This window comes from Parvimonas sp. D9 (genome assembly GCF_035282565.1).
Taxonomy (GTDB): domain Bacteria; phylum Bacillota; class Clostridia; order Tissierellales; family Peptoniphilaceae; genus Parvimonas; species Parvimonas micra.
This window is the reverse complement of the sequence record NZ_JAYKBM010000001.1, coordinates 345,341-369,717: the sequence shown is the minus strand read 5'-3', so window position 1 is coordinate 369,717 and position 24,377 is coordinate 345,341. Positions and strand designations below refer to the sequence as shown.

23 protein-coding genes are annotated in these 24,377 nt (G+C 27.5%); 21 read left to right on the top strand and 2 right to left on the bottom strand.

Features of this window, described 5'->3' with window-relative positions; genetic code table 11:
- The first annotated feature begins 125 nt into the window (after nt 1-125).
- The 18 genes from VJI94_RS01835 to alr all read left to right on the top strand — a co-directional run bounded on the left by VJI94_RS01835 (nt 126) and on the right by alr (nt 20,068).
- A complete protein-coding gene (locus VJI94_RS01835; protein ID WP_324008099.1) occupies nt 126-722 on the top strand; it encodes a hypothetical protein in 597 nt (198 codons plus the stop codon).
- A 190-nt stretch (nt 723-912) separates the two neighbouring features.
- A complete protein-coding gene (gene pyrH / locus VJI94_RS01830; RefSeq protein ID WP_029949118.1) occupies nt 913-1,626 on the top strand; it encodes a UMP kinase in 714 nt (237 codons plus the stop codon).
- Nucleotide 1,627: 1 nt separating this feature from the next.
- Nucleotides 1,628-2,185, top strand: coding sequence for a ribosome recycling factor (gene frr, locus VJI94_RS01825; RefSeq protein ID WP_004833260.1), 558 nt, complete (start codon nt 1,628-1,630; stop codon nt 2,183-2,185).
- Nucleotides 2,185-2,901 (top strand): isoprenyl transferase, encoded by a 717-nt coding sequence (locus VJI94_RS01820; protein ID WP_324008098.1) that lies wholly within the window; start codon nt 2,185-2,187, stop codon nt 2,899-2,901. Before frr ends, VJI94_RS01820 begins: the two co-directional genes overlap by 1 nt.
- Entirely contained in the window at nt 2,901-3,683 is a 783-nt protein-coding gene (locus VJI94_RS01815) for a phosphatidate cytidylyltransferase (protein ID WP_324008097.1), read from the top strand. The genes VJI94_RS01820 and VJI94_RS01815 overlap by 1 nt, the downstream gene beginning before the upstream one ends.
- The gene (gene rseP / locus VJI94_RS01810) at nt 3,683-4,714 is read left to right on the top strand and encodes an RIP metalloprotease RseP (RefSeq protein ID WP_004833263.1); all 1,032 of its coding nucleotides are present in this window, start codon (nt 3,683-3,685) and stop codon (nt 4,712-4,714) included. Before VJI94_RS01815 ends, rseP begins: the two co-directional genes overlap by 1 nt.
- Complete coding sequence (ispG, locus tag VJI94_RS01805) at nt 4,714-5,769, top strand: flavodoxin-dependent (E)-4-hydroxy-3-methylbut-2-enyl-diphosphate synthase (protein WP_041954041.1); 1,056 nt, start codon at nt 4,714-4,716, stop codon at nt 5,767-5,769. Before rseP ends, ispG begins: the two co-directional genes overlap by 1 nt.
- A 1-nt stretch (nt 5,770) precedes the next feature.
- Nucleotides 5,771-10,066: a PolC-type DNA polymerase III gene (locus tag VJI94_RS01800; protein WP_324008096.1), complete on the top strand. Its 4,296-nt coding sequence runs from the start codon at nt 5,771-5,773 to the stop codon at nt 10,064-10,066.
- A gap of 204 nt (nt 10,067-10,270) precedes the next feature.
- A complete protein-coding gene (gene rpsT, locus VJI94_RS01795; RefSeq protein ID WP_029949113.1) occupies nt 10,271-10,543 on the top strand; it encodes a 30S ribosomal protein S20 in 273 nt (90 codons plus the stop codon).
- A gap of 146 nt (nt 10,544-10,689) precedes the next feature.
- On the top strand, nt 10,690-11,901 hold the full coding sequence (locus VJI94_RS01790; RefSeq protein ID WP_324008095.1) for a glycosyltransferase family 4 protein: 1,212 nt from the start codon (nt 10,690-10,692) through the stop codon (nt 11,899-11,901).
- A 100-nt stretch (nt 11,902-12,001) separates the two neighbouring features.
- Nucleotides 12,002-12,427 (top strand): rhodanese-like domain-containing protein, encoded by a 426-nt coding sequence (locus VJI94_RS01785; RefSeq protein ID WP_029949110.1) that lies wholly within the window; start codon nt 12,002-12,004, stop codon nt 12,425-12,427.
- A 183-nt stretch (nt 12,428-12,610) separates the two neighbouring features.
- Nucleotides 12,611-13,297, top strand: coding sequence for a 2-C-methyl-D-erythritol 4-phosphate cytidylyltransferase (gene ispD, locus VJI94_RS01780; protein WP_040597100.1), 687 nt, complete (start codon nt 12,611-12,613; stop codon nt 13,295-13,297).
- Nucleotide 13,298: 1 nt separating this feature from the next.
- A complete protein-coding gene (ispF, locus tag VJI94_RS01775) occupies nt 13,299-13,772 on the top strand; it encodes a 2-C-methyl-D-erythritol 2,4-cyclodiphosphate synthase (protein WP_004833270.1) in 474 nt (157 codons plus the stop codon).
- 10 nt (nt 13,773-13,782) lie between these two features.
- Nucleotides 13,783-14,961 carry a methionine adenosyltransferase gene (gene metK, locus VJI94_RS01770; protein ID WP_040597101.1) on the top strand — a complete coding sequence of 393 codons (1,179 nt, stop codon included), beginning with the start codon at nt 13,783-13,785 and terminating at the stop codon, nt 14,959-14,961.
- A 30-nt stretch (nt 14,962-14,991) separates the two neighbouring features.
- Nucleotides 14,992-16,182 (top strand): MalY/PatB family protein, encoded by a 1,191-nt coding sequence (locus VJI94_RS01765; protein ID WP_324008094.1) that lies wholly within the window; start codon nt 14,992-14,994, stop codon nt 16,180-16,182.
- 97 nt (nt 16,183-16,279) lie between these two features.
- Entirely contained in the window at nt 16,280-17,659 is a 1,380-nt protein-coding gene (locus tag VJI94_RS01760) for a GTP pyrophosphokinase (protein WP_050749950.1), read from the top strand.
- Nucleotides 17,659-18,882 carry an NAD(P)H-hydrate dehydratase gene (locus tag VJI94_RS01755; protein WP_004833274.1) on the top strand — a complete coding sequence of 408 codons (1,224 nt, stop codon included), beginning with the start codon at nt 17,659-17,661 and terminating at the stop codon, nt 18,880-18,882. Before VJI94_RS01760 ends, VJI94_RS01755 begins: the two co-directional genes overlap by 1 nt.
- 4 nt (nt 18,883-18,886) lie before the next feature.
- Nucleotides 18,887-20,068 (top strand): alanine racemase, encoded by a 1,182-nt coding sequence (gene alr, locus VJI94_RS01750; RefSeq protein WP_004833275.1) that lies wholly within the window; start codon nt 18,887-18,889, stop codon nt 20,066-20,068.
- A gap of 82 nt (nt 20,069-20,150) precedes the next feature.
- On the opposite strand, the gene rodA is transcribed toward alr, so the two are convergent.
- Complete coding sequence (gene rodA / locus VJI94_RS01745; RefSeq protein WP_004833276.1) at nt 20,151-21,251, bottom strand: rod shape-determining protein RodA; 1,101 nt, start codon at nt 21,249-21,251, stop codon at nt 20,151-20,153.
- Between the two features lie 125 nt (nt 21,252-21,376).
- Between rodA and VJI94_RS01740 the strand changes: the two genes are divergently transcribed.
- From VJI94_RS01740 to VJI94_RS01730, 3 genes are all read left to right on the top strand, one after another.
- On the top strand, nt 21,377-21,778 hold the full coding sequence (locus VJI94_RS01740; RefSeq protein ID WP_004833277.1) for an ATP-binding protein: 402 nt from the start codon (nt 21,377-21,379) through the stop codon (nt 21,776-21,778).
- 104 nt (nt 21,779-21,882) lie between these two features.
- Entirely contained in the window at nt 21,883-22,866 is a 984-nt protein-coding gene (floA, locus tag VJI94_RS01735; protein WP_269470969.1) for a flotillin-like protein FloA, read from the top strand.
- Between the two features lie 12 nt (nt 22,867-22,878).
- Entirely contained in the window at nt 22,879-23,388 is a 510-nt protein-coding gene (locus VJI94_RS01730) for a hypothetical protein (protein WP_041954017.1), read from the top strand.
- Nucleotides 23,389-23,486: 98 nt separating this feature from the next.
- On the opposite strand, the gene VJI94_RS01725 is transcribed toward VJI94_RS01730, so the two are convergent.
- Nucleotides 23,487-24,323, bottom strand: a complete 837-nt coding sequence (locus tag VJI94_RS01725) for a hypothetical protein (RefSeq protein WP_324008093.1) — start codon at nt 24,321-24,323, stop codon at nt 23,487-23,489.
- Between the last annotated feature and the right edge of the window lie 54 nt (nt 24,324-24,377).

Sequence of the window (24,377 nt, the reverse complement as noted above, 5' to 3'; positions counted from 1 at the left end):
AAAATATAATTATGAATTAAGATAAACATTGTTGTTTGTCTTTTTTTATATAATTTACAGTAATGATTATTGAATTCGTTTCGCTAATGTGATATAATGGAAGAGAATATACAGAGGTGGTTATTATGAGTAAAAAAATTAAACTTTTTAATTTTAAAGTCCTATTGGTAACATTTTCTTTTTGCTTTTTAATTCTCTTTTCTTCTTGTAAAAGTTCTAATATTAGTATAGAAAAGTTTAGAAATAAAGTATTTTTAGCAAATGACAATGGACGTATTGTATTTCATATGGATAAAATTAATATAAAATATCCTGACTATTGTTGGAACAAAAATTCAGGTGTTATAGTTGATAAGAATGGAGAAGTTTTTAAAAAACCAAACAGAGAAGAAGCCTTCTTTGAAGCCTTTAACCTAAAAATAGAAGTAAGGAACGGGAAAAAATATATAAATTCTGATAGTAAGTTTTATCCAAATTATAGATTTGAAATCAAAGATGAATTTACGATTTTAGATACACTTTTGGGGATAGAATATGTTGATAATTTGAGTAAATATGGAATAGAGAGTGATGACAACGAATATATAAATGCTTATAAAGAAGCTAAGGATTTAGTTAATCAATATAAAAATACAGTTAAAGGTATGGAGAATAATAAAGATGAACTTTCTCCAAAAGTTAAAGATGAAATAGAGCGAGAAATGAAAAAAGATAAAAAATAAAATATTTTATTGATAAAAAATAAGATAAGATTGGAATTATATTTCAATCTTTTTTTTAATTCTTAAATACAAAATTTAATTTTAATATATTTTTTGAAGTTTATATATTTATAAATATATTTTAAATATTGAAAAATTTTCGAAAAAATGATACACTTATTGTATAAAATTAAAGGAGAAAAACTATCTTATGGATTTAGATTTTAAAAGAGTAGTTATTAAACTTAGTGGAGAGGCTTTGTCAGGTGGAATAGGACATGGGCTTGATGATGAAACAATTGAAAAAATTTGTAAATCAGTAAAAGATGTATATGATTTAGGTATTCAAATTTGTATTGTAGTCGGTGGTGGAAACTTTTGGAGAGGCCGTTCGAGTGAAAAAATAGAACGTTCAACTTCTGACCATATGGGTATGCTTGCAACTATAATAAATTCTTTAAGGTTACAAGCCACACTTGAAAATATGGGAGTACCTACAAGAGTTCAGACCGCAATTAGTGTTCATGAAGTTGCAGAACCTTTTATAAAGAGAAAGGCTGAACGTCATCTTGAGAAAGGTAGGATTGTTATTTTTGGAGCAGGAACAGGTATGCCATATTTTTCAACTGATACAACTGCAGCTTTAAGAGCAGCAGAAATGCAAGCAGATGTAATTTTACTTGGTAAAACAGGAACTGACGGTATTTATGATAAAGATCCAAATAAATTTAAAGATGCGAAGAAATTTGAAGAATTAACATATATAGAAATTTTGAATAGAGGATTGGGTATAATGGATGCTACAGCTACTTCTCTCTGTATGGATAACAATATTCCTCTTATTGTATTTGGAATTGACAATCCGGAAAATTTAGTTTCAGTTGTAAAGGGAGAAAGAGTAGGAACAATAGTAAGGGGGAAATAAAATGCATAGAGAAATAATTAATGAATTAGAAAGAAAAATGTCAAAATCAATAGAATCTTATGAAACAGAACTAACAACAGTAAGAGCTGGTAGAGCAAATCCTACAATTTTAGATCAATTTACTGTTGATTATTATGGAACAGAAACTCCAATTAAGCAAGTTGCATCTATTTCAGTTCCGGAGGCAAGATTATTAGTTATTCAACCTTGGGATGCATCTTTGATAACTCCTATAGAAAAAGTTCTTTTAGCATCAAATTTAGGAATAACTCCATCTAATGACGGAAAAGTTATTAGACTGCCATTTCCGGCATTGACAGAAGATAGAAGAAAAGAATTAGTTAAGGTTGTTAAGGGATATGGGGAAAACTCTAAGATAGCTATTAGAAATTTGAGACGTGATGGACTTGATAAATTGAAAAAATTAGAAAAAGATAAAGAAATCAGCGAAGATGAATTAAGACAAGCTGAAGAAGAAGTTCAAAAAGTTACAGATAAATTTATCAAAAAAGTTGAAGATATTACAAAATTAAAAGAAAAAGAATTAATGGAAATTTAATGAAAGATATAGATTTAAAAAATGTGCCAAAACATATTGGTATAATTATGGATGGCAATGGAAGATGGGCAAAAAATAGATTTTTGCCCAGAATTGCCGGACACAAAGAAGGAATGAATAGAGTTGTTGATATTGTTGAAGAGTGCTGTAAAATAGGAATTAGGACTCTAACTTTATATGCATTTTCAACTGAAAATTGGAAAAGACCTGAAGAAGAAGTGAATGGTCTTATGAATATTTTGGTTATTTACATAAATTCTCAATTAAAGAGGATTTTAGAAAATAATATAGTTTTTAGAGTTATTGGAGATTATAGTAAGTTGCCGGATTCTATAGTTAAGTTACTTGAAGACAGTATAAACAAGTCAAAAAATAATAATGGAATGGTATTAAATATTGCATTAAATTATGGTGGTAGAGCTGAAATTATTGCATCAATAAAAAAATTATATGATGATATTTTAAAAGAAAAATTTTTAATAGATAATTTAAATGAAGAAAGCTTTAAAAAATATCTATATACAAAAGAAAATTCAGATGTTGATTTAATGATAAGAACAGGAAATGAAAAGAGGATAAGCAATTTTTTGATTTATCAATTAGCTTATTCTGAATTTTATTTTACAGATATTTTATGGCCTGAGTTTTATGCCGATGATTTGTATGATGCAATATATGATTTTCAAAATAGAAATAGAAGATTTGGGGGAATTTAATGAATAGTTTTATTAATAGGACTATAAGTGGAGTTTTAATGTTAATAGTATCTTTTATTTGTATCTGTTGTGGTGGTTATGCACTTATAGGATATGCTATGACTATTGCTGTTCTATGTTTAATTGAATTGTTTAGGACATTTAAGTTAAATGATATATTAGTAATAGTTCTTAGTATGTTATTTTCTGTGGCAATTTTGTATTCTATAGGAAGTTCAAATAAAGATTTAGTATTGACTTTTTTTTCATTATATTTTCTTTCTATTTCCATATATTATTTGTTTTTTAATAAAATCAATATTGAAAATTTTGGAAAATTATTGTTTTCTTTTATTTATATTTCAATACCTATGGGAATTTTTTTAAGATTAGGGCAAACAAATCTTTTGTGGGTTGTATTTCTTATTTCATGGGGAACTGATACATTTGCTTATCTATTTGGAATAATTTTTGGAAAACATAAGTTATATCCGAGCATAAGTCCTAAAAAAACTGTTGAGGGCTCTTTAGGAGGAATTTTCGGATCAGTTATATTGTTAAATATATTCAATTTTTTTGTTTTAAAATATAATGCCGTTTTTATAATTAGTTTTGGAATAATTCTTTCTATTGTTGCTCAATTGGGAGATTTATTTGCATCTAAAATAAAAAGAGAAATTGGAATAAAAGATTTTAGTAATATTATTAGAGGACATGGCGGATTTTTAGATAGGTTTGACAGTATAATTTTTGTAACTCCTTTAGTCTATATTATTTTTCACATATTTGGAGGTAGTATTTGATGATTATAAAAATAATAATAGCACTTTTAGTGTTTATGGTAGTAGTTGTAGTTCATGAATTTGGACATTTTATTTTCGCTAAAAGAGCTAAGATAAAAGTAAATGAATTCTCCGTCGGAATGGGACCTAAAATTTTTGGAAAACAAAGAGGAGATACATTATATTCTATCAGAGCTTTACCATTAGGCGGTTTTTGTGCTATGGAAGGTGAAGATGAAGGAGAAGACGAAGAGGAATTAGATTTTTCAAAAAGAGGACATTTTAATGGAGCCTCAATAGGTGGAAGAATTTTAACTATTTTTGCAGGACCATTGTTTAATTTTATTTTAGCATTTGTTATCCTTTTTACACTATTTGGATTTAGAGGACATCAAACAACTACGGTGGGTAATCTTAAGGACAATTCAATTGCTCAAAAGTATGGAATTCAAGTTGGAGATAAAATTGTAGGTATTGGAGAAAATAAAATAAATTCTTGGAAAGATATTCAAGAAAGTTTATCTAAGCTTGACAAACAAGAAACTGTTGTTAAGGTAGTGAGAAATGGACAAGAAAAAGAAATAAAAGTAAAATTTGATAATTCTAATGAAAAAATTTTGGGTATTACTTCAAAATTGGAAAGAAATTTATTAGTTTCTGTAAAAGAAACTTTTAATACATTTTTTTATTTTATAAGCTCAATGTTTGATATTTTAAGACAATTATTTACAGGTAAAGTTGGTGTAGGACAATTATCTGGACCAATAGGAGTAGTTGGAGCAATAAGTAGTGCTGCAAGTAATGGATGGTATTCATTATTATACATTACAGCTTTTTTAAGTGTGAACTTGGGCTTTATAAATTTATTGCCTATTCCGGCTTTAGATGGAGGAAGACTGGTTTTCTTATTTATAGAATTTATTTTAGGAAGACCTGTTTCAAGATCTAAAGAAGGCTTAATTCATACAATAGGATTTATATTTTTAATGGGTCTTATTTTATTTGTATCGTTTAAAGATGTAATAAGACTAGGAATATTTGGAGCAAATTAATGGAAAGAAAAATAACTAAGAAAATTTATGTGGGGAACGTACCTGTTGGAGGGGGTTCTCCTATTTCTATACAATCAATGACTAATACAATTACAAAAGATGTATTTTCAACTGCTAGACAAATTAATGAATTTGCAAAAGAAGGTTGCAATATTAGTCGTTCAGCAGTGAATGATTTGGATGATGCTTTGGCAATTAAGAAAATAAAGTCTTTAACTACTATACCTTTTATTGCAGATATACAATATGATTATAAACTTGCAATAATGGCAGCCGAAAACGGAGCGGATTGTTTAAGAATTAATCCCGGAAATATTGGTGGAAAAAAGAAAGTTAAAGAAGTTGTGGAATGTTGTAAGTACCATAATATTCCAATAAGAGTTGGGGTTAATTCCGGATCTGTAAATCAAAAGTTTATAGATAAATTTCATGGAGTTAATAAAGAGTCTATAGTTTATAGTGCCTTAGATCAAGTTGAATTTTTAGAATCTTTAAATTTTGATCAAATTAAAATATCAATAAAATCAAGCAATGTTCCTATTTGTGTTGAGTCTTATGAACTTTTGAGTAATTTATGCGATTATCCATTACATCTAGGGATTACAGAAGCCGGACCAAGCTTTAGAGGAACCATAAAATCTTCTGTAGGACTTGGTATTATTTTAGCAAAAGGAATTGGAGATACGATTAGAGTTTCTTTAACCGGAGATCCGGTAGAAGAAGTTAAAGTTGGAAAAGAAATTTTACGTTCACTAGGACTTTTAAAAGATGGAATAGATTTAATTTCCTGTCCTACTTGTTCAAGAACAAAAATAGATTTAATCAATATTGTTGAACAAGCTGAAAAGGAATTAAAACATGTAAAGAAAAATTTGAAAATTGCGATAATGGGATGCCCCGTAAATGGTCCCGGTGAGGCAAAAGAAGCGGATTTAGGAATTGCAGGCGGGAATGGTAAAGGTCTGATTTTCAAAAAAGGGCAAATTATAAAAAAAGTTGAAGAAAAAGATTTATTAGCAGAACTTATTAACGAAATAAATAAATTGGAGGAATAGTATGTATAGGAGTTTAAAAAGTTTTTATTTTTCACAGCGAAAAAATTACAGCTTATCAGATGATTTTATCATTGATGAGTTTATTTTTGGTGATGAAAAGATAAGTTTTAGATTGCTTACAAACTCCGATGATATTGGAATAGAAGAACTTATTGTTTTGGATAAAGAACTTCATGAGATATTTAATGGAAGAGAAGTAGATTTTTCGGTTCAAAACTTTTCAAAATCTGAATATCCTTATAAATATTTTTATTATATAAATTATGATGAATTTGTGAATGAAGTTCAAAAATTATTGAAGAATCATGGATTTTCACTTACTAATAGTGATAGAATAAATTTTTTGGAAGATTATATAGAAATTTTTATTTCAAATTCTCTTTGTAGGTTTAAACTTATTTCAAATTCTTTTTTGGATGATTTAAAAGAATTTATATCCGGTAAATTTACTGAAGACATTGAGCTTATTATGCTAAATTGTTTAATAACAAGAGAAGAAAAAAGTTGTGAAAAACTTGATAACAAATTAGAAAATAAAAGAAAAGAAATAAAGCAAGAAAATAAAATTAAAGCTGAAAAAATCAAAGTAAATAAAGAAAGTACAGAAGAAAATAGTTTATTTAGACTAGGTAAAAAGATTTCGGATAAAGATCCAATTTTAAAAATTTCAGATTTAGATCAAAATAGTGGTTTTTGTAAAATTCAGGGAAGAGTTTATGATTTAGAAATTAGAGAGCTGAAAAGTGGGAAAAAATTAGCATTATTTGATATTGAAGATGAAACTTCTGCTATGAATTGTAAATGGTTTTTAGATGAAAAGAAATTATCTATTTTCAATAATAATATAAATAGAGACTCCATTAAAAAAGGAATTTATGTAACGGCTATCGGTAGAGTTGAATATGATCAATATGCAAAAGGAATTTCTATGATGATTGATGGCATGGAAAAGTCTTCAAGTTTTGTTTATATTGATAATGCACCTGAAAAGAGAGTTGAACTGCATTTGAATTCACAAATGAGTGGGCTTGATGGTTGTGTAAATTTAGAAGTCTTAAAATCAAGATTGGAAGAAATGGGTCATACTGCCATAGGTGTCACAGATATTGGAGTTGTTCAAGCATATCCGAAAATGATGGATTTGTTTGGGAAGAGCGATATAAAGGCATTATATGGACTTGAATTAAATTTGTTAGAGGATAACCCGAGAATTTTATATAATTATAAAGATGGTGTAAATTTTGATACTTTTGTAGTTTTTGATATTGAGACAACCGGTCTTTCACATTTAAAAAATAATATTACAGAAATAGGAGCTGTTCGAGTTGAAAGTGGAAAAATAGTTGATGTTTTTAATGAGCTGGTAAATCCTGAACAAGAAATATCTCAAGAAATTACTGAAATAACCGGTATTACTAATGAAATGGTAGCAGATAAACCATTAATAAGTGAAATTATGCCAAAGTTTTTAGAATTTTCTAAAAATGCAGTTTTTGTTGCACATAATGCAGAATTTGATATTTCATTTATAAAAACTAACTGTAAGAGATTAAATCTTGAATTTAATCCAACATTTATAGATACAATGGGTTTTGCAAGAGCTATATTACCACATTTAAAAAATCATAAACTTAATACATTATGTAAGGAATTAGGAGTAAATTTATTAAATCATCATAGAGCCAGTTTTGATGCTGAGGCTTGTGCAGGAATACTTTTAGAACTTATAAAAATAGTTGAAAAAGAAGGAAAAGTATTTGATGAAAATATAAATAATATTGAAACAAAATGGCCTGTTGCAAAAAACATTTCATATAATTCAATTATATATGTTAAGAAAATGGAAGCCTTAAGTGGATTTTATAAGATGGTTTCTGAAGGATTAATGAAGTATTTTAGAAGAGTTGCCGGCTTTCCAAAGTCAAGATTAAAGGAATATAGAGAAGGCCTTTTAATTGGTTCGGGAAATTGGGATGGAGAACTTTTTAGAGCTTTTATTGAAGAAAAAAGTGAAGAAGAAATTTTAGAAATTGCAAAATTTTATGATTTTTTTGAGATTCAACCTATATCTAATTTAAAACATTTGTTTTTTAGAGGTAAAGTTTTAAGCATAGATGATTTGAAAGAAATAAATAAAAAGATTTATGGACTCGGAAAGAAATTAGATAAGTTAGTGGTAGCAACTGGAAATGTAAAATACTTGGATAAAAATGATTATATTTTTAGAAATGTAATTTTATATGGTCAAGGAAGAAAAAATCTTGAAAAAGAAGGTTCATTTTATTTTAGAACTACTGATGAAATGCTTGATGAGTTTTCATATCTTGGGAAAGATGAAGCCTATGAAGTTGTAGTAAAAAATACAAATATATTTAAAGATATGCTGGAAGATATTTTACCTATTCCTAATGGAACATATCCACCTTTTATTGAAGGTTCTGATGAAGAATTAAGAAAAATATGTTATGATAAGGCTAAATCTATTTATGGAGAAAATTTACCGAAAATAGTTGAAGATAGGCTTGAGAGAGAATTAAGTTCAATTATAAAAAATGGATACGCTGTATTATATATAATTGCTCAAAAATTGGTTTGGAGATCAAATGATGATGGATATTTGGTAGGTTCAAGAGGATCTGTCGGCTCATCTTTTGCAGCTACTATGGCTGGCATAACAGAAGTAAATCCATTAATCCCACATTATATTTGTCCAAAATGCAAATATTCAGAATTTCATGAAGAATATAGTGGGCAATCCGGAGTCGATATGCCTGATAAAGAATGTCCACATTGTAAAATAAATATGAGTAAGGAAGGGCATGACATTCCTTTTGAAGTATTTTTAGGATTTGATGGTGATAAAGAACCGGATATTGATTTAAATTTTGCCGGAGAATATCAATCAACTTGTCATAAATATACTGAAGAACTATTTGGGTCGGATAAAGTTTATAGAGCCGGAACAATTGGTACAATTTCTGATAAAACTGCATTTGGTTATGTTAAAAAATTTGTAGAAGAAAAAGAAATTTCTTTAACTGCCGGTAATATTAGAAGGTATGTAAGAAAGATAGTTGGCGTAAAAAGAACAAGCGGTCAACATCCCGGTGGTGTAATGATTGTTCCTCATAATAAAGAAATCTATGATTTTACTCCGATACAATATCCGGCAGATGATCCAACGTCTGAAACTAAAACAACACATTTTAGTTATAAGTCTATAAGTGGAAGAATTTTAAAACTTGATTTACTTGGACACGATGTTCCAACTATAATAAAACATTTAGGAGATTTAACAGGAGTTGATCCTCTAAATATTCCTATGGATGACAAGGAAACTTTAAATATATTTTATTCAACAGATAGTTTAAAACTAATGGATAACAAATACAAAGATTCAGTAGGTACTTTAGGAATACCTGAATATGGAACGAATTTTGTAAGACAGATGCTACTTGATACAAGACCAAAAACTTTAACTGAACTTATAAGAATTTCAGGTCTATCTCATGGAACTGATGTATGGCTTGGAAATGCACAAGAACTTATAAAAAAGGGAATTCCTTTAAATGAGACGATTTGTACCAGAGACGATATAATGACATTTTTGATTTTTAAAGGTCTTGAAAATAAACGTTCATTTAAAATAATGGAAACAGTCAGAAAAGGAAAAAGTCTTGATGAAGAAACAGAATCATATATGAGAGAAAACGGAATACCTGAATGGTATATTGAATCATGTAAAAAGATAAAATACCTTTTTCCAAAAGCTCATGCTGTTGCTTATGTAATGATGAGTTATAGAATTGCATATTTTAAAGTTCATTATCCGGAAGCTTTTTATGCAACATATTTTACAACAAAAATAGATAATTATCCAGGTAATTTAATTTTTAAAGGGCTTACTGCAATCCAAACTAAAATGAAGGAAATAGAAGAATTAGGAAAATTAGCATCACAAAAAGAACAGGATGTATATGATATTCTTGAAGTTGCGGAAGAAATGTATCTTAGAGGAATTGTTGCAAGCAAAGTTGATTTAGAAAGGTCAGATTCTTCAAGATTTTTAATTGATGGAAATGGAAAAATCCTACCTCCATTTAGAGCGTTAGATTTTGTAAGCGACGTAAATTCAGTTTCAATTTATGAAGAAGTTAGAAAATTACCATTTATCTCTATTGAAGATTTTCAAGAGAGAACAAAAATAAATAAAAATGCTTTAGAATCCTTAAGAGAACATGGGGTGTTAAATAAGTTGCAAGAAACGAATCAAGTTAGTTTGTTTGATTTATTTTAATTTGAAAAAAGAACTGGGATTATGCTATTCCGGTTCTTTTTATTGTGGAACAATAAGATTCTCCGGTGCTCATTCGGTGGTATTGCGAAAATTGCGCTCTTAGAGATAGCATTTAGTTGTATATTTAAATCTTTAGCAATAGGGCTTGTAAAAATTATATGTTTGTAGTATAATATTAATGTTGTTTTTGAGGAGGTGAATGAAATGGCAAATATTAAATCAGCACTTAAGAGAATAGATATTACTAAAAAACAAACTCTTAAAAATAAAAGTAGAAAATCTGAAATAAAGACTTATATTAAAAAGTTTGATTTAGCTTTAGCTGAAAAAAATTTAGAAACAGCTAATGAATTATTGAGAACAATTGACAAAAGACTTAAACAAGCTACTGAACACAGTGTTTTTCATAAAAACGCTGCATCTAGAAAAGTTAGTAAATTAAGTAAAAGATTACATGATGCTTCAACACAAGCGTAAATATAGCGTGTATGGATCCAACACACTATATTTGCTCCGTGTGGAGCTTTTTTTTTTACTTTTTTATGTTGATATGATATAATTATCAGAAGAAATTATGATTCGATATTTCAGTTTTTTATGATATTATAAGGAGAGTTGTTAAATTGAAAATTTTACATTTAATTAGTCAGTACCCTTCAAAAACAGGTAGTGGAATATATTTAACGGAAGTATATAAAAATTTTAAGTCTATGAACTTTACTCAAAAAGTTTTATGTGCAATGAATGAAGATGATATCATAAAAGTCAATTTTGATGATTATGAAATTATCAAATTCAAGAGTAAAGATTTATCTTTTCCAGTTGTTGGAATGAGTGATGTAATGCCTTATGAGTCATTTTTATTTTCTAATTTAGTAAACGAAAAATTAGAGGAGTATATTAAAGTTTTTACAAACAAAATAACAAAAATTGTTAATGAATTTAATCCCGATATTATTTTTACAAACCACTTATATATTATGTCATCCATTGTTGCAAGTCTTAATTTAAGTTGTAAAGTTTTTGCATTTTGTCATGGAACTGATTTAAGACAATTATATAAAAATAACATCCATAAAAAATTAATTTGTAAAAATATCCCAAAAGTTGATGGGATTTTTTGCTTGTCCGAAAAACAAAAAGAGGAAATTATTGAAGTATTTGAATATAATAAAGATAAAGTTTATGTTATCGGAGGTGGATATGATTTAGAATTTTATTATAGAGGCGAAGATAAAATATATAATAAAAATTCTAAATTAAAACTTATATATGCCGGAAAATTTAGCAGAGCTAAGGGAGTTATATATTTACTTAAGGCCTTTGAAAAAGTAAAAGACAAATATAATATAGAATTAATTTTGGCAGGAAGTGGAACGGGAGAAGAATATGATGAAATTATTTCATATTCTCAGAAAATGTCAGATAAAGTCAAATTGTATGGATATATGGATACGCAAGAAATAGCTGATTTATTTAGATCTTGTGATATCTTTGTTATGCCTTCATTTTATGAAGGACTTTCACTTGTAACAATAGAAGCAATGGCTTGTGATCTAAAAGTTGTTATGAATGAACTCGAAAATTTTATGGATTTTGTTGGAGATGATATAATAAATTCTAAAAATATAGAATTTGTAAAAATGCCAAAATTGTTTGACACTGATAAAGTTGTGAAAGAAGAAGTAAATGATTATATTCAAAGATTAAGTTTGGCTTTAGAAAATCAAATTAATAATTTATATAATAATAATTTTGAAAAAGATTTTTCATATAAAATAACCCAATTTAGTTGGGAAAATATATGTAATAACATAAAAAATATAGTGATATAGAAAAAAATTATTAATAAGTTGTATTAATAAGAAAAAATTATTTTACTTTATTTTAAATATATGATATTATTCTATTGATTAAAATTTAGGAGGTAAATTAATGAAAAAATTATCAAGAATGTTGCTTTTGTCATTAATCACTGCAACAACTTTGGTAGGTTGTGGTTCAAAGAGTGATAATAAGACAGCTGAAAAACAAACTGAAAAAAAGGATGATAAAAAATCATCAAATTTAATGAAAGGGGAAACTCTTTTAGAAGAACAAAAAAAAGGTGCTACTGTTATAGATGTTAGAGTTGCAGACCAATACAAAGAAGGACATATTAAAGATGCCATAAATCTTCCTTTAGAAACAATTGAAAAAGATATTGCATCTAAGGTACCTAAAAAAGATACAAAAATTGTTTTATATTGCAATACTGGAAACAGAAGCGGACAAGCATTCGAAAAATTGAAAAAATTAGGTTATACTAATGTTAGCAATGCACAAGGTGTAAAACAATATAAATATGATCTTGTAAAATAATTTATCTTTTTAAAAGCGGTGAGGATTCATCGCTTTTGTTGTAAAATAAAAAGTCTCTCACCTAATTCAAAAAATCATATAAGGGTGAGATTCTTTATTATTATTATTTTTACTTCGTAAATTTTATTATAAAATATAGAAAATAAATTTTAAATGTGGTACAATATAGTTCGAGGTGAAATTATGGCAAAACAAATTTCTGTTATAATTGTTGCAGCGGGTTCTTCAAATAGGATGGGAATGAATACAAATAAAATTTTTTTGGACTTATGTGGACGTTCTGTAATTGAAAGAACAATTTCTGCTTTTACTGATATACCTGAAATATTTGAGATTATTTTAGTAACAAAGAAAGAATTTTTTGATGATTTTAAAAATATAATTAAAAGATACTTTTTAAATATAAAATTAGTTGAGGGAGGCTCCTCAAGAGAAGAATCTACTTATAATGGACTTTTGGAAGTATCAGATGATTCAGATTTTGTAATTTGTCATGATGGAGCTAGACCACTTGTCAGTAAACAAAATATTGTAAATGTTATAAACGAATTGGATAATTATAAAGCTGTTATTACAGGTGTTAGAGTCAAAGATACAATTAAATATATTTCTTCTGATTTAGAGGTTATTTCTACACCTGACAGACGTTTATTATATAATATTCAGACACCTCAAGCTTTTGAAAAGGAAATTATTTTAGAAGGATATAAAAAGTTCTTTGAAAAAAGTAATTTTATTACTGATGATTCTTCTATCATTGAAAAATTAGGTGTTAGAATAAAACTTGTTGAAGGTGAATATTCAAATATAAAAATTACAACTATAGAAGACATTTTATATGCAAAAGTATTATTAGAAAGAGGCATTTAGTATGAGAATAGGATTTGGTTTTGATGTTCACGAATTGGTCGTTGGACGGGATTTAATAATAGGTGGAGTAAAAATAGAACATGAAAAAGGACTTTTGGGACACAGCGATGCTGATGTCTTAGTTCATGCAATAAATGATGCTATAGTGGGAGCATTGTGTTTAGGTGATATTGGGAAACTATTCCCTGATAATGATTCGAAATATAAAGATATAAACTCTTTAATAATGACTAAAGAAGTTGTAAGACTTATGAAAGAAAAAGGATATAAAATAGGGAATGTAGATAGTGTTATTTGTGCTCAAAAGCCTAAGCTTGCTGATTTTATTTTTAAAATGAGAAAAAATATTGCAAATGTTTTGGAAACTGATATAGAAAATATAAGTATAAAAGCTACTACAACAGAACATTTGGGTTTTGAAGGTAGAGAAGAAGGTATTTCTTCTCAGGCTGTGGTATTACTTGATAAAATATAAGGAGGTAAAAATGAAAAAAGTTTTATTTACGTCTGAATCCGTGACTGAAGGGCATCCGGATAAAATTTGTGATCAAGTTTCTGATGCTATTTTAGATGAAATTTTAAAAGTTGATCCGGTTGCAAGAGTTGCATGTGAAACTTTAACAACAACTGGAATTGTAATGGTTGTTGGTGAAATTACAACTTCTCAATATGTTGATATACAGAGTATAGTTAGAAATGTTTTAAAAGAAATAGGATATACTAGAGCTAAGTTCGGTTTTGATGCATCAACTTGTTCAGTTGTAACAAGTATAAACGAACAATCAAGAGATATAGCATTAGGTGTTGACAGCGCATTAGAATATAAAAATGGTAATGAAGATAAGTATAATTCTGTCGGAGCAGGAGATCAAGGAATGATGTTTGGTTATGCATGTACAGAAACTGATGAATTTATGCCTTTACCGATTACTTTGGCTCATAAATTGTCAAAAAGATTATCTTATGTTAGGAAAAATGATATATTAGGATATTTAAGACCTGACGGTAAGAGTCAGGTTACTGTTGAGTATATTGATGGTGTTCCTTCAAGAATAGAAGCAATAGTTGTTTCTACTCAACATAGTCCTTCAGTTAAGTTAGAGCAAATTCAAAAAGATATAAAAGAATTTGTCATTGATGAAGTTATCCCTGAATACTTAATTGATGAAAATACTAAGATTTATGTAAATCCTACAGGTAGATTTGAAATTGGGGGACCAATGGGAGATTCAGGATTAACAGGAAGAAAACTAATAGTTGATACTTATGGTGGATTTGGAAGACATGGTGGTGGAGCTTTTTCAGGAAAAGATCCAACCAAAGTAGATAGATCTGCTACTTATATGGCGAGATATATTGCTAAAAATATTGTTGCCAGTGGAATTTGTGAAAAATTAGAAATAGGAATTTCTTATGCTATTGGGGTGGCTAAACCTCTTTCTATTTATGTAGATACCTTTGGTACAGGAAAAATTTCGGATGATAGGATTATTGAAATAATCAACAAGGTGTTTGATTTAAGACCTGCTGCAATTATCGATACTTTAGACTTAAGAAGACCTATATATCGTCAAATTGCCGCTTATGGTCATTTCGGACGAAATGATTTAGATTTACCTTGGGAAAAATTGGATAAAGTTGAAGATATTAAAAAATTAATATAGATTAACGTAAATTTTATAGGAGATGTTATTATGGGAAGATGTTATGATTTTAATGAATATGTAGACAGAAAAAATTCACACGCAGAAAAGTGGAACAATATGATTTCTGCAGGAGCACAAAAAAATGACCACTCAATTTTGTCTATGTCCATTGCTGATATGGAATTTAAATGTTGTGATGAAATTTTAGAAGCTTTGAAAGAACCGATATCAAACGGAGTAATAGGATACGACTGTCCATGTGAAAAGTTTTTTTCATCATTTATAAAATGGGAAAAAGAAAAAAATAATTGGGATATAAAGAAAGAATGGATAGTTCCCGTTCCTGGAGTAGTACCGGGAATTGCAAACACTATTTTACGGAATACAAAAGAAGGAGATGCTGTTATTATAAATACTCCTGTATACCCACCTTTTTTTAATGCTATACAATTAAATAACAGAGTAGTTGTTGAAAATCCACTAGTTGAATTAGAAGATAAGTATGTTATTGATTTTGATGATTTTGAAAAGAAAATTGTTGATAATAATGTAAAATTAAGTGTGTTATGTAGTCCTCATAATCCTGTTGGAAGAGTTTGGACAAAAGAAGAATTGAATAAATATGGTGAAATCTGTAGAAAGCATAATGTATTAATGGTTTCAGATGAAATTCATGGAGATTTAATTCTTAAGGATTATAAACATATACCAATCGCATCTCTTAATGATGATTTTTTATATAATACAGTTACTTTAACTGCGCCAAGTAAAACTTTTAATATTGCAGGTCTTGCACAATCTGTTGCTATTATTCCAAATGAAGAACTTCGAAATAAATTTATAGAAGGATTAGTAGGATATGGAATTTTCCATATGGCAAGTTTTGCAGTCGTTGGGTTTGTGGCAGCCTACACTTATGGTAAAGAATGGTTTGAAGAATGTATAAGTTATATTGAAGATAATATTGACTTTGCTATAGATTTTATAAACAAAGAAATTCCAAAAGTAAAAGTAAAAAGACCGGAAGCAAGTTTTCTATTATGGCTAGACTTTAGAGCTTTTGATATTGATCACGATGAGTTGCACCAAAAACTTATTAATGAAGGTAAGTTACTACTAAATTCAGGAATAACTTATGGAGAAAATGGAAGACTATTCTTTAGAATGAATATAGCTTGTAACAGAAAAATGCTAACAGACGGGTTGAACAGATTGAAAAAAGTTGTAGATAGTTTATAAGTTTTAAGACTGCTTAAGCAGTCTTTTTTTTAGAATTTTTTAGATTGTAAATATTTATAATCTATGGTAAAATATTTCTGTGATTGGAGGTGTTTTTTTGAAACTTGAAATTTTTCAATTTTTAGAAAAATCAATAGAACATATGGATAAGAATATGGATTTTATTTCTAATTCGTCTGAATCATTAAAAAAGTTCTTTAACGATATTTTTTTGAATTGTGATTTTTTTATAAACACAACCGCAAGAATAAAAAGCGAGGATAGTATCAGAGAAAAATTGTTAAGAAATAATTATTATTATAAATATCCTAATTATAAGACTGCAATCGAAAATCTTCCAGATCTAATAGGTATTAGAGTTGAATGTAGATTTATTGATGATGAAAAGAAAATTTTTGATGAAATTTCCAAAAATTTTACTGTTGAATTAAAAGATGGTTTTTATAGGAGTGAACTAAATTCAAATATAGAATTAAAACTTAGTGAAAAGCAACCTACAGTTCAGAAAAACGGTTTTGAAATATATAAAATTGATGGTAGATATGTAGTTGAGGGTGATTATTTTGTAAATTTTGAATTGCAAATAAAGTCTTTGGTAAATATATTTTGGGGAGAAATTGATCACAGAGTATTGTATAAAAATTTTAATTATATGATAACAGAAGATTTTATTCGATCTATAATGTTTTCTATTAAAGCTAATTTATCGATGATAGATAATCAACTTCAAAGTGTTTATAATCATTTAAAAAATGTAGAAAACAAGAATAATTATGATTCTTCAAAGATACATTTAAAAACTATTGTTTCAAAGATGGTTCATGATTTGTATTCTGTTAAAATTAAAGAAAGCACAGGATTCGTTGTTGATTTCAAAGATTGTGCAAATATTATTGTAGATTATATTTTTTCAAAAAACAAATTTCATAATTCTATGCGCTACGAGGATTATTTTGTTAGATTTTTAAATAGGCTTAGTGGAGCAAACAATAGAACCATTGTTATTGGAGAAACTTTTGAAATTTGTGATACAATTGAATTTAAAAATGATTTGTGTAAAAAATTTGGATTAGGACTTTTAGAACTGGTAAATAAGGATTTTAAATGGAATTTGATTTTTTCCGTTATTCAAGATATTGAAGAAAATGACTTTTGTGAAGAATTTGTTTTGTTTTCAGAATTTATTGTATTCGCAGTTGTTAAGAGAGTGAAACGTGCTGTTGATGAATTAAATATTTCAGATGAAGATAAGTTTAAATTGAAATGGGACATTTCTTATGTGGTTATGGAATTTATTTGTAATTCATATGCACCTAGTTTAATTACTTTTAAGAGTATGAAAGAAATTGAGAATAAAATTAGAAATTTCTTAAAAAATGTAGAACAACCTGAAGAAATATTAGCTTTAAATTATGAAGAACTATATAAGTCTTTGGAAAATAATTTTGTTATAAAAGAAATGGATGAATTTGAATAATGATAGGAATAGATATTTGTAGTATTTCAAGATTTTCAAATATGAAAAATTTGGACAAGTTTTTAAAAAGATATTTTACAAATGAAGAGATTGACTATATTTTAAAGACGGGAAATAGAGATGAAACCATAGCGGGTATTTTTTCCTTAAAAGAAGCCTTTGTAAAGGCAATTGGTACTGGATTTGGAAACATTTCACCTATTGATGTAGAAATTATACATAATTTTTCCGGAAAACCTGATTTAATTATTCATAATGAAATTATAAAAAAAATTGAAGATTTATCTTGTTCTGTTTCCCATGATTCTGATTATGCCATTGCAGTAGTAGATGTTAAATTTTTAAATATATCAATAAATACCAAAAATGCCTTAGAATGTAAAAATCTCATATTAAATAGAAAAGATGATGGACATAAAGGTGATTTTGGAAAAGTCGGAATAATTGGTGGAAGTATTGGAATGTGTGGAAGTGTTGATTTGTGTGCAAAGGCTTCACTTAGAACAGGAAGTGGATTGGTTTATAATATTTGTCCTAATTCTATTTCAGATATTTTACAAATAAAAGCTGTTGAAAATATTGTTTTACCAATTTCTGATGACAATAAAGGTTGTTTTACTTTTAGATATATTGACGAAATAATTGATAAAATAAGTAATTTGGATGCTATAGCTATTGGATGCGGATTAGGAAGAAATGAAGAAAATGCAAAAATTTTAGAAATGATTGTAAAAAATTTTAAAAAACCTATAGTTATAGATGCTGATGCTATATTTTTCTTAAGAAATATTAAAGCAGAGATTTTAAATAGAAACAATATTGTAATAACTCCTCATGAAGTAGAATTTTCAAGGTTTTCATCTTATGATTTAAAAAATATTAAAGAAAATAGATTGGAAGTTGTAAATAAATTTTTTGAAAAAAATTTAAACTATACTCTTGTTCTAAAAGGTAAAAATACTATAGTTAAGTCTGACGAAGAAATATATATAAATAATACTGGAAATTCAGGTATGGCAACAGCAGGAAGTGGAGACTGCCTAACAGGAATTATTTTATCTTTGCTTGGTCAAGGTCTTAGTGCTTTTAATTCCGCAAAGCTTGGGGTCTTTATTCATGGTTTGGCTGGAGATTTTGCCAAAGAAGAATTAGGTGAAGATTCTTTAGTAGCATCAGATATAATTAAATTTTTACCAAAGGCAATTAAATATATTAGGGAGTGATATTATGTATGAAAATCAATCTTTGATTTTTGTTAATTTAGATAAATTAAAAAATAATTTTTTAAAAATAAAAGAAAAATGTAATGGAGCAAAAGTAGGAATAGTTTTAAAAGCAAATGCGTATGGGCTTGGTGCTTGTACTGTCGCTGAATTTTTGCAAAAACAAGGAGCAGATTATTTTTGTGTTGCAAACTTTTCAGAGGCTATGGAGCTTAGAAAAAAGAAAATAAAATTACCTATTTTAATTTTAGGTTATGTTCCAAATGCATTATTTGAAAAGTTAATAAAGAATAATGTAGATTTAACAGTATATAATATAGAAATGATAAGAGAGTTAAATGAAATTTCAGCGAAATGTAGAAAAAAATGTAAAATACACATCAAAATAGATACTGGAATGAATAGACTTGGTTTTTTAATTGATGATAAATTAAAAGATTATTTAAAAGAAATTTATTCTATGAAGCATATTATTGTAAAGGGAATGTTCTCACATTTATGCGTTTCTGATATTGATGATTTTTCATTTACAAAATTACAAGTTGAAAGATTTGAAAAAGTTAAACATATTTTAGAAGAAGAAAATCTAAAAATACCAATGTTACATATTGCTAATGATGGCGGAGCATTGCTTCATGATTATTATTATGATATGGTTAGAGTTGGAATTGGAATATATGGTCACTACCCTTCAGAATATGTAAAAGATAATTCTAAAATGAAAATGGATACTGTTGTGAGTTTTGTTAGTACAGTGAGTAATATAAAATATATTCATAAGGGTGATACGGTTGGATATGGTAGGACTTTTTGTGCAGATAGAACTATCAAAGTTGCTACCATTTCAATAGGATATGCAGATGGATACCCTTACGAATTAAGCAATAAAGGGTATGTTATGATAAATAATAAAAAGGCTAAGATTTTAGGAAAAGTTTGTATGGATCAAACTATGATAGATATTTCTGATATTGATGATGTAAAAATAGGAGATACAGCCTTACTTTATGGAGAATACAAAGATATGAAGCTTGATATTTTTGAGATTGCAAAAATTGCGAATACAAATGTCTATGACTTAATTTGTAGAATAAACATGAGAATTCCGAGGGTCTATCTCGAGGGGAATAAAGTAGTAAGAGTAGTAGATTATCTATCAACCGAAAAAAACTATTATGAATTATAAAAACTCGGTGCAAAAATGCATCGAGTTTTTATGTTCATTAATTCAGAATAGTTTAATATAAAAAATAAAAATTAAATATGTTTTACATAAAATCAAGTGGAGTTTTTTCACAAGATATAGATAATACTATTCCCATTGCTATTAAATTTACTAATTGAAAAGTTCCACCATAACTTAAAAACGGAAGTGGAATGCCTGTTATTGGCATTAGTCCTATTGTCATTCCTATATTTTCAAATATATGTGCTAAAAACATTGCACATATTCCAATAATTAACATTTGATTGAATTTATTTGCTGTCTTTTTAGAAAGTTTAACAAATCTATACAACATAATTGTATATAATCCGATTAAAATTGTTCCACCAACGAATCCCATTTCTTCAACAAAAACCGGAAAAATATAATCTGTTTGTTTTTCAGGTATAAAATTAAATTGATTTTGAGGACCTTTAAACAGTCCTCTTCCTATAAATTTTCCTGAACCTGCAGCTATTTTTCCTTGAACCGCTTGATAACCTGTATTTGTAATATCTCTTTCAGGATGTAAAAAGTTTAAAATTCTATTTTTTTGGTATGGTGATAAACTAAAATAAAAAGCAGGCAAACTTGCTACTGCAGCGAGTAATGTATAAACTACGAGTCTTAGACTTATTCCTGCTACAAATAGCATTGACCCAATTACCAATATAAAAACAAATGCAGTTCCAAAGTCTGGTTGCATTAGAACTAATCCAACCGGAATAAAAGCAAATATTAGAACTTTTATTAGAGTTTTCGGCTCGTTTAATTTAGCACTATTTTTTTCAATAACTGTAGCTAAACAAATAATCATCCCAAGTTTTACAAATTCTGATGGTTGAAAAGAAATAGGACCGAATTTAATCCAACTTCTTGCTCCTACGGAATCTCCTGTACCAATTATAAGTACTAATATTAATAGTGCTATTGAAACTATATAAATCGGTAAATATAGTCTTTTTAAAAATTTTATATTTACTGCAATTAATATAAACATTAAGACGAAACCTAAAATTGTAGCAACTATTTGCGACAACATAAAATTCCTCTTTAAACTTATTGTTGCACTATATAAATTTACTAATCCTATTAGTATTATTAAAATCAACGATATCAGTATAAATAAATCTATTTTATATAAATTCTTATTTTTAAAAAACATATTAATCACCTCATGATGTATATATTATATTAGAAAATCTTTAAATATGCAAATAAAAAGTTAAAAAATGTTAATAATTATTTTTGATTGGGTATATACCAATTATTAAAGGTTAGGAGAAAAATATGGACTTTGAGTACGTTAAGGTTATTAAAAGTGATTTGGATGATATTGATGAAGCAGTTTCCTTTATTTTGGGGAAATTGTCAAGTGTTATTAGAGATGAAGAATTAATGTTTAATATCCGAATAGTTATAAATGAAATAGTTATAAATAGTTATGAACATGGAAATAAATGTAACAAAGAAAAGGGTATAAACTTAAAAGTCTGTGTTAATATGGACTGTATACATATAAATGTTAAAGATGAGGGAGATGGAATAAATTACATATTTAATGAAAATAAAGATATTAATACGACCACTTCAGGTCGTGGACTTAGAATTGTTAAACATTTAGTTGATGAACTTGAAATAAATAATAATGAAATCAGTGCAAAAATAAAATGTGAAACGGATGACGTTTAGAAATCAATTTTATAAATTGGTTTCTTTTTTTATTGAATTTTTTATAAAAAGTGATATAATATAATCATACACGGAAGTGTAAATAAATTATGGAGGACTTAATTATGAAGATGTTACCACAAACAATTATGAAAGTGTTACCAACAACTAATAGCATTATTGTTATTTTAATAGTGGTTTTGGTGTTTGGATTCTTTTATTTTGTTCCCGTAGGACTTTGGATTACGGCTTTATTCAGTGGAGTTAAAGTTAAAATTTCGAACCTTATTGGAATGAAACTTAGAAGAGTTAGAGCGTCAAAAATTATCTATCCATTGATTAAAGCAACAAAGGCTAATGTTAAAATTAACATTTCAGAATTAGAAGCACATTATTTGGCAGGAGGTAATGTAAATAATGTTGTTGATGCTTTGATTGCAGCTCAAAAGGCTAATATTGAATTGACTTTTGAAATGGCAACAGCAATTGACCTTGCCGGACGTGATGTGTTGGAAGCCGTTCAAGTCAGTGTAAATCCTAAAGTTATCAATACTCCAAAAATTGCAGCAGTTGCAATGAATGGTATTGAAGTGATAGTTATAGCAAAAGTTACTGTTAGGGCTGATATTTCAAGACTTATAGGTGGAGCTGGAGAAGAAACTATCATAGCGAGAGTTGGAGAAGGTATAGTTACTACTGTAGGTAGTGCAGAAAGGCACAGCTTAGTGCTTGAAAATCCTGATGCTATTTCAGAAACTGTTTTGAAAAAAGGATTGGATTTAGGAACAGCATTTGAAATTTTATCTATTGATATTGCAGATGTGGATATTGGTAGAAATATAGGTGCTCAATTGCAAGCAGATCAAGCTGAAGCTGACAAGAAAATAGCACAAGCCAAAGCAGAAGAAAGACGTGCAATGGCTGTTGCAGTTGAACAAGAAAATAAAGCTAAGATTGAAGAAATGAAGGCGAAAGTTGTTGAATCAGAAAGTAAAATTCCACTTGCTATTGCAAAAGCATTTGAAGAAGGAAATATTTCTGTATTTGAATATGAAAAGTTAAAGAATTTAAAATCTGATACTAAAATGAGAGAATCACTTTCAGAATAGAGGTGAATTTCTATGAAAAAAGAAAAAGGCTTTTTGTCTTTTATTGATGATTTAAAATCTGAGATTAATAATATAAAGACTCAAATTGATGAAGTGGGAATTGATGAACGTAAAAGTAATCATGCAAAAACATCAAATAAGTCTAAAGCTAAGAAAAATAACAAGAATAAAAAAAATAAGAGTCATAAGAATAATAATTTCGAAGATTATGAGAGCCCTGAAGGTACGAGTGTTATGACTTCTACTTTTGAAGGAAATACTCTAGAAAATTATTCTTATGAAGGTAAGACGGCTATGACAACTTCTATTGAAGGTAAGAGTATTATGAATACTTCTATTGAAGGTCAAGGTCAGATGTATAATTCTCGAAAAACAGAAAGAGTTACATTGAGAAAAGATATTCAATCTTTAGATGAATTGATAGAAAGAAAGACTAAAAAGTTTATTATAAAAGGTAAAGAAAGTCTATCAAAAGCTGTACTCTATTCAGAGATTATCGGAAAGCCTAAATCATTAAAATAAGAATTCCATCCTTTCATGATACTTCATCGGGTTGGAGTTTGGAAATCTTGCTATTTTGATAATTAAAAGAGGAGACTGTTCAAAGTCTCCTTTTTAACTTAATCAATTTTTTCTAATGTTATATAATCTACTCCTGAAATTATTAATTTCATTTCATTTTCTAATTTTATTTCGTGTGATTCTTGTAGATTTAAAATTTTAACCTCATTATTTTTTGAAATAGTTTTTATAATTGTATCTTTTGTTGTATTTGATATTTTATAAGTTCCTTGTTTTAAATCAGTTTCTATACTAAAAATTCCACTTGGCAGATTTTTAAAGTCATCATATTTAATATTATCTTTAAAAATAATACCTATAATATTTCCATTAAATTCAACATTAGAATTTTCTAAAATCTTAATTCGCACATATCTAGGTTTTTCATTTTCTTTTAGAGTTTCTTCACAGATTATTCTTTTATCCACAGAATATTTGAAATTACCCTTACCGGTTAGTTTTATTAAATAATTATCATAAGAAAATTCTTTTTTACTAAGTTCTGTTTTTGTGTTTTGATTTAATAACTTTTCTTCTACTTTTACATTTATTGAAGATTCATTTTTAAAATTTATATATTTTTTGCCATAAAAATTTTCTATTTCTTCAAGCTTTTCCAATATTTTTGTTTCAAATGCTATATCATTAGATGAATTTTCTTTAAATTTATTATACTTTTCTAATATTTTATTAAATATTTTTTTGTCTTCGTCTGAAAAATCTCTATAAGGTTTTTCTAATACAGCTAATTCTTCTGTATTTAGGGAAAATTGAGAAGTTGAATTTTTTATCTCATTATTTACCTTATCAACATTTTTAGTGCCTGTTTTACTACATGATACTAGCATAAAAATTGAAAATAAAATCAAAATAAATCTTTTTTTTATACAAAACATATTTAAACTCCTTATTTAGTAAGTATTCACATAAATATTATACTACATTTTGAT

Coding starts and splice junctions, on each gene's coding strand:
- VJI94_RS01765 (WP_324008094.1), top strand. CDS start 14,992: ATGGGAAGATGTTATGATTTTAATGAATATGTAGACAGAAAAAATTCA.
- ispF (WP_004833270.1), top strand. CDS start 13,299: ATGAGAATAGGATTTGGTTTTGATGTTCACGAATTGGTCGTTGGACGG.
- VJI94_RS01815 (WP_324008097.1), top strand. CDS start 2,901: ATGAATAGTTTTATTAATAGGACTATAAGTGGAGTTTTAATGTTAATA.
- ispD (WP_040597100.1), top strand. CDS start 12,611: ATGGCAAAACAAATTTCTGTTATAATTGTTGCAGCGGGTTCTTCAAAT.
- VJI94_RS01755 (WP_004833274.1), top strand. CDS start 17,659: ATGATAGGAATAGATATTTGTAGTATTTCAAGATTTTCAAATATGAAA.
- pyrH (WP_029949118.1), top strand. CDS start 913: ATGGATTTAGATTTTAAAAGAGTAGTTATTAAACTTAGTGGAGAGGCT.
- VJI94_RS01785 (WP_029949110.1), top strand. CDS start 12,002: ATGAAAAAATTATCAAGAATGTTGCTTTTGTCATTAATCACTGCAACA.
- rpsT (WP_029949113.1), top strand. CDS start 10,271: ATGGCAAATATTAAATCAGCACTTAAGAGAATAGATATTACTAAAAAA.
- rodA (WP_004833276.1), bottom strand. CDS start 21,251: ATGTTTTTTAAAAATAAGAATTTATATAAAATAGATTTATTTATACTG.
- VJI94_RS01800 (WP_324008096.1), top strand. CDS start 5,771: ATGTATAGGAGTTTAAAAAGTTTTTATTTTTCACAGCGAAAAAATTAC.
- VJI94_RS01725 (WP_324008093.1), bottom strand. CDS start 24,323: ATGTTTTGTATAAAAAAAAGATTTATTTTGATTTTATTTTCAATTTTT.
- ispG (WP_041954041.1), top strand. CDS start 4,714: ATGGAAAGAAAAATAACTAAGAAAATTTATGTGGGGAACGTACCTGTT.
- VJI94_RS01740 (WP_004833277.1), top strand. CDS start 21,377: ATGGACTTTGAGTACGTTAAGGTTATTAAAAGTGATTTGGATGATATT.
- rseP (WP_004833263.1), top strand. CDS start 3,683: ATGATTATAAAAATAATAATAGCACTTTTAGTGTTTATGGTAGTAGTT.
- VJI94_RS01820 (WP_324008098.1), top strand. CDS start 2,185: ATGAAAGATATAGATTTAAAAAATGTGCCAAAACATATTGGTATAATT.
- metK (WP_040597101.1), top strand. CDS start 13,783: ATGAAAAAAGTTTTATTTACGTCTGAATCCGTGACTGAAGGGCATCCG.
- VJI94_RS01835 (WP_324008099.1), top strand. CDS start 126: ATGAGTAAAAAAATTAAACTTTTTAATTTTAAAGTCCTATTGGTAACA.
- alr (WP_004833275.1), top strand. CDS start 18,887: ATGTATGAAAATCAATCTTTGATTTTTGTTAATTTAGATAAATTAAAA.
- VJI94_RS01730 (WP_041954017.1), top strand. CDS start 22,879: ATGAAAAAAGAAAAAGGCTTTTTGTCTTTTATTGATGATTTAAAATCT.
- frr (WP_004833260.1), top strand. CDS start 1,628: ATGCATAGAGAAATAATTAATGAATTAGAAAGAAAAATGTCAAAATCA.
- floA (WP_269470969.1), top strand. CDS start 21,883: ATGAAGATGTTACCACAAACAATTATGAAAGTGTTACCAACAACTAAT.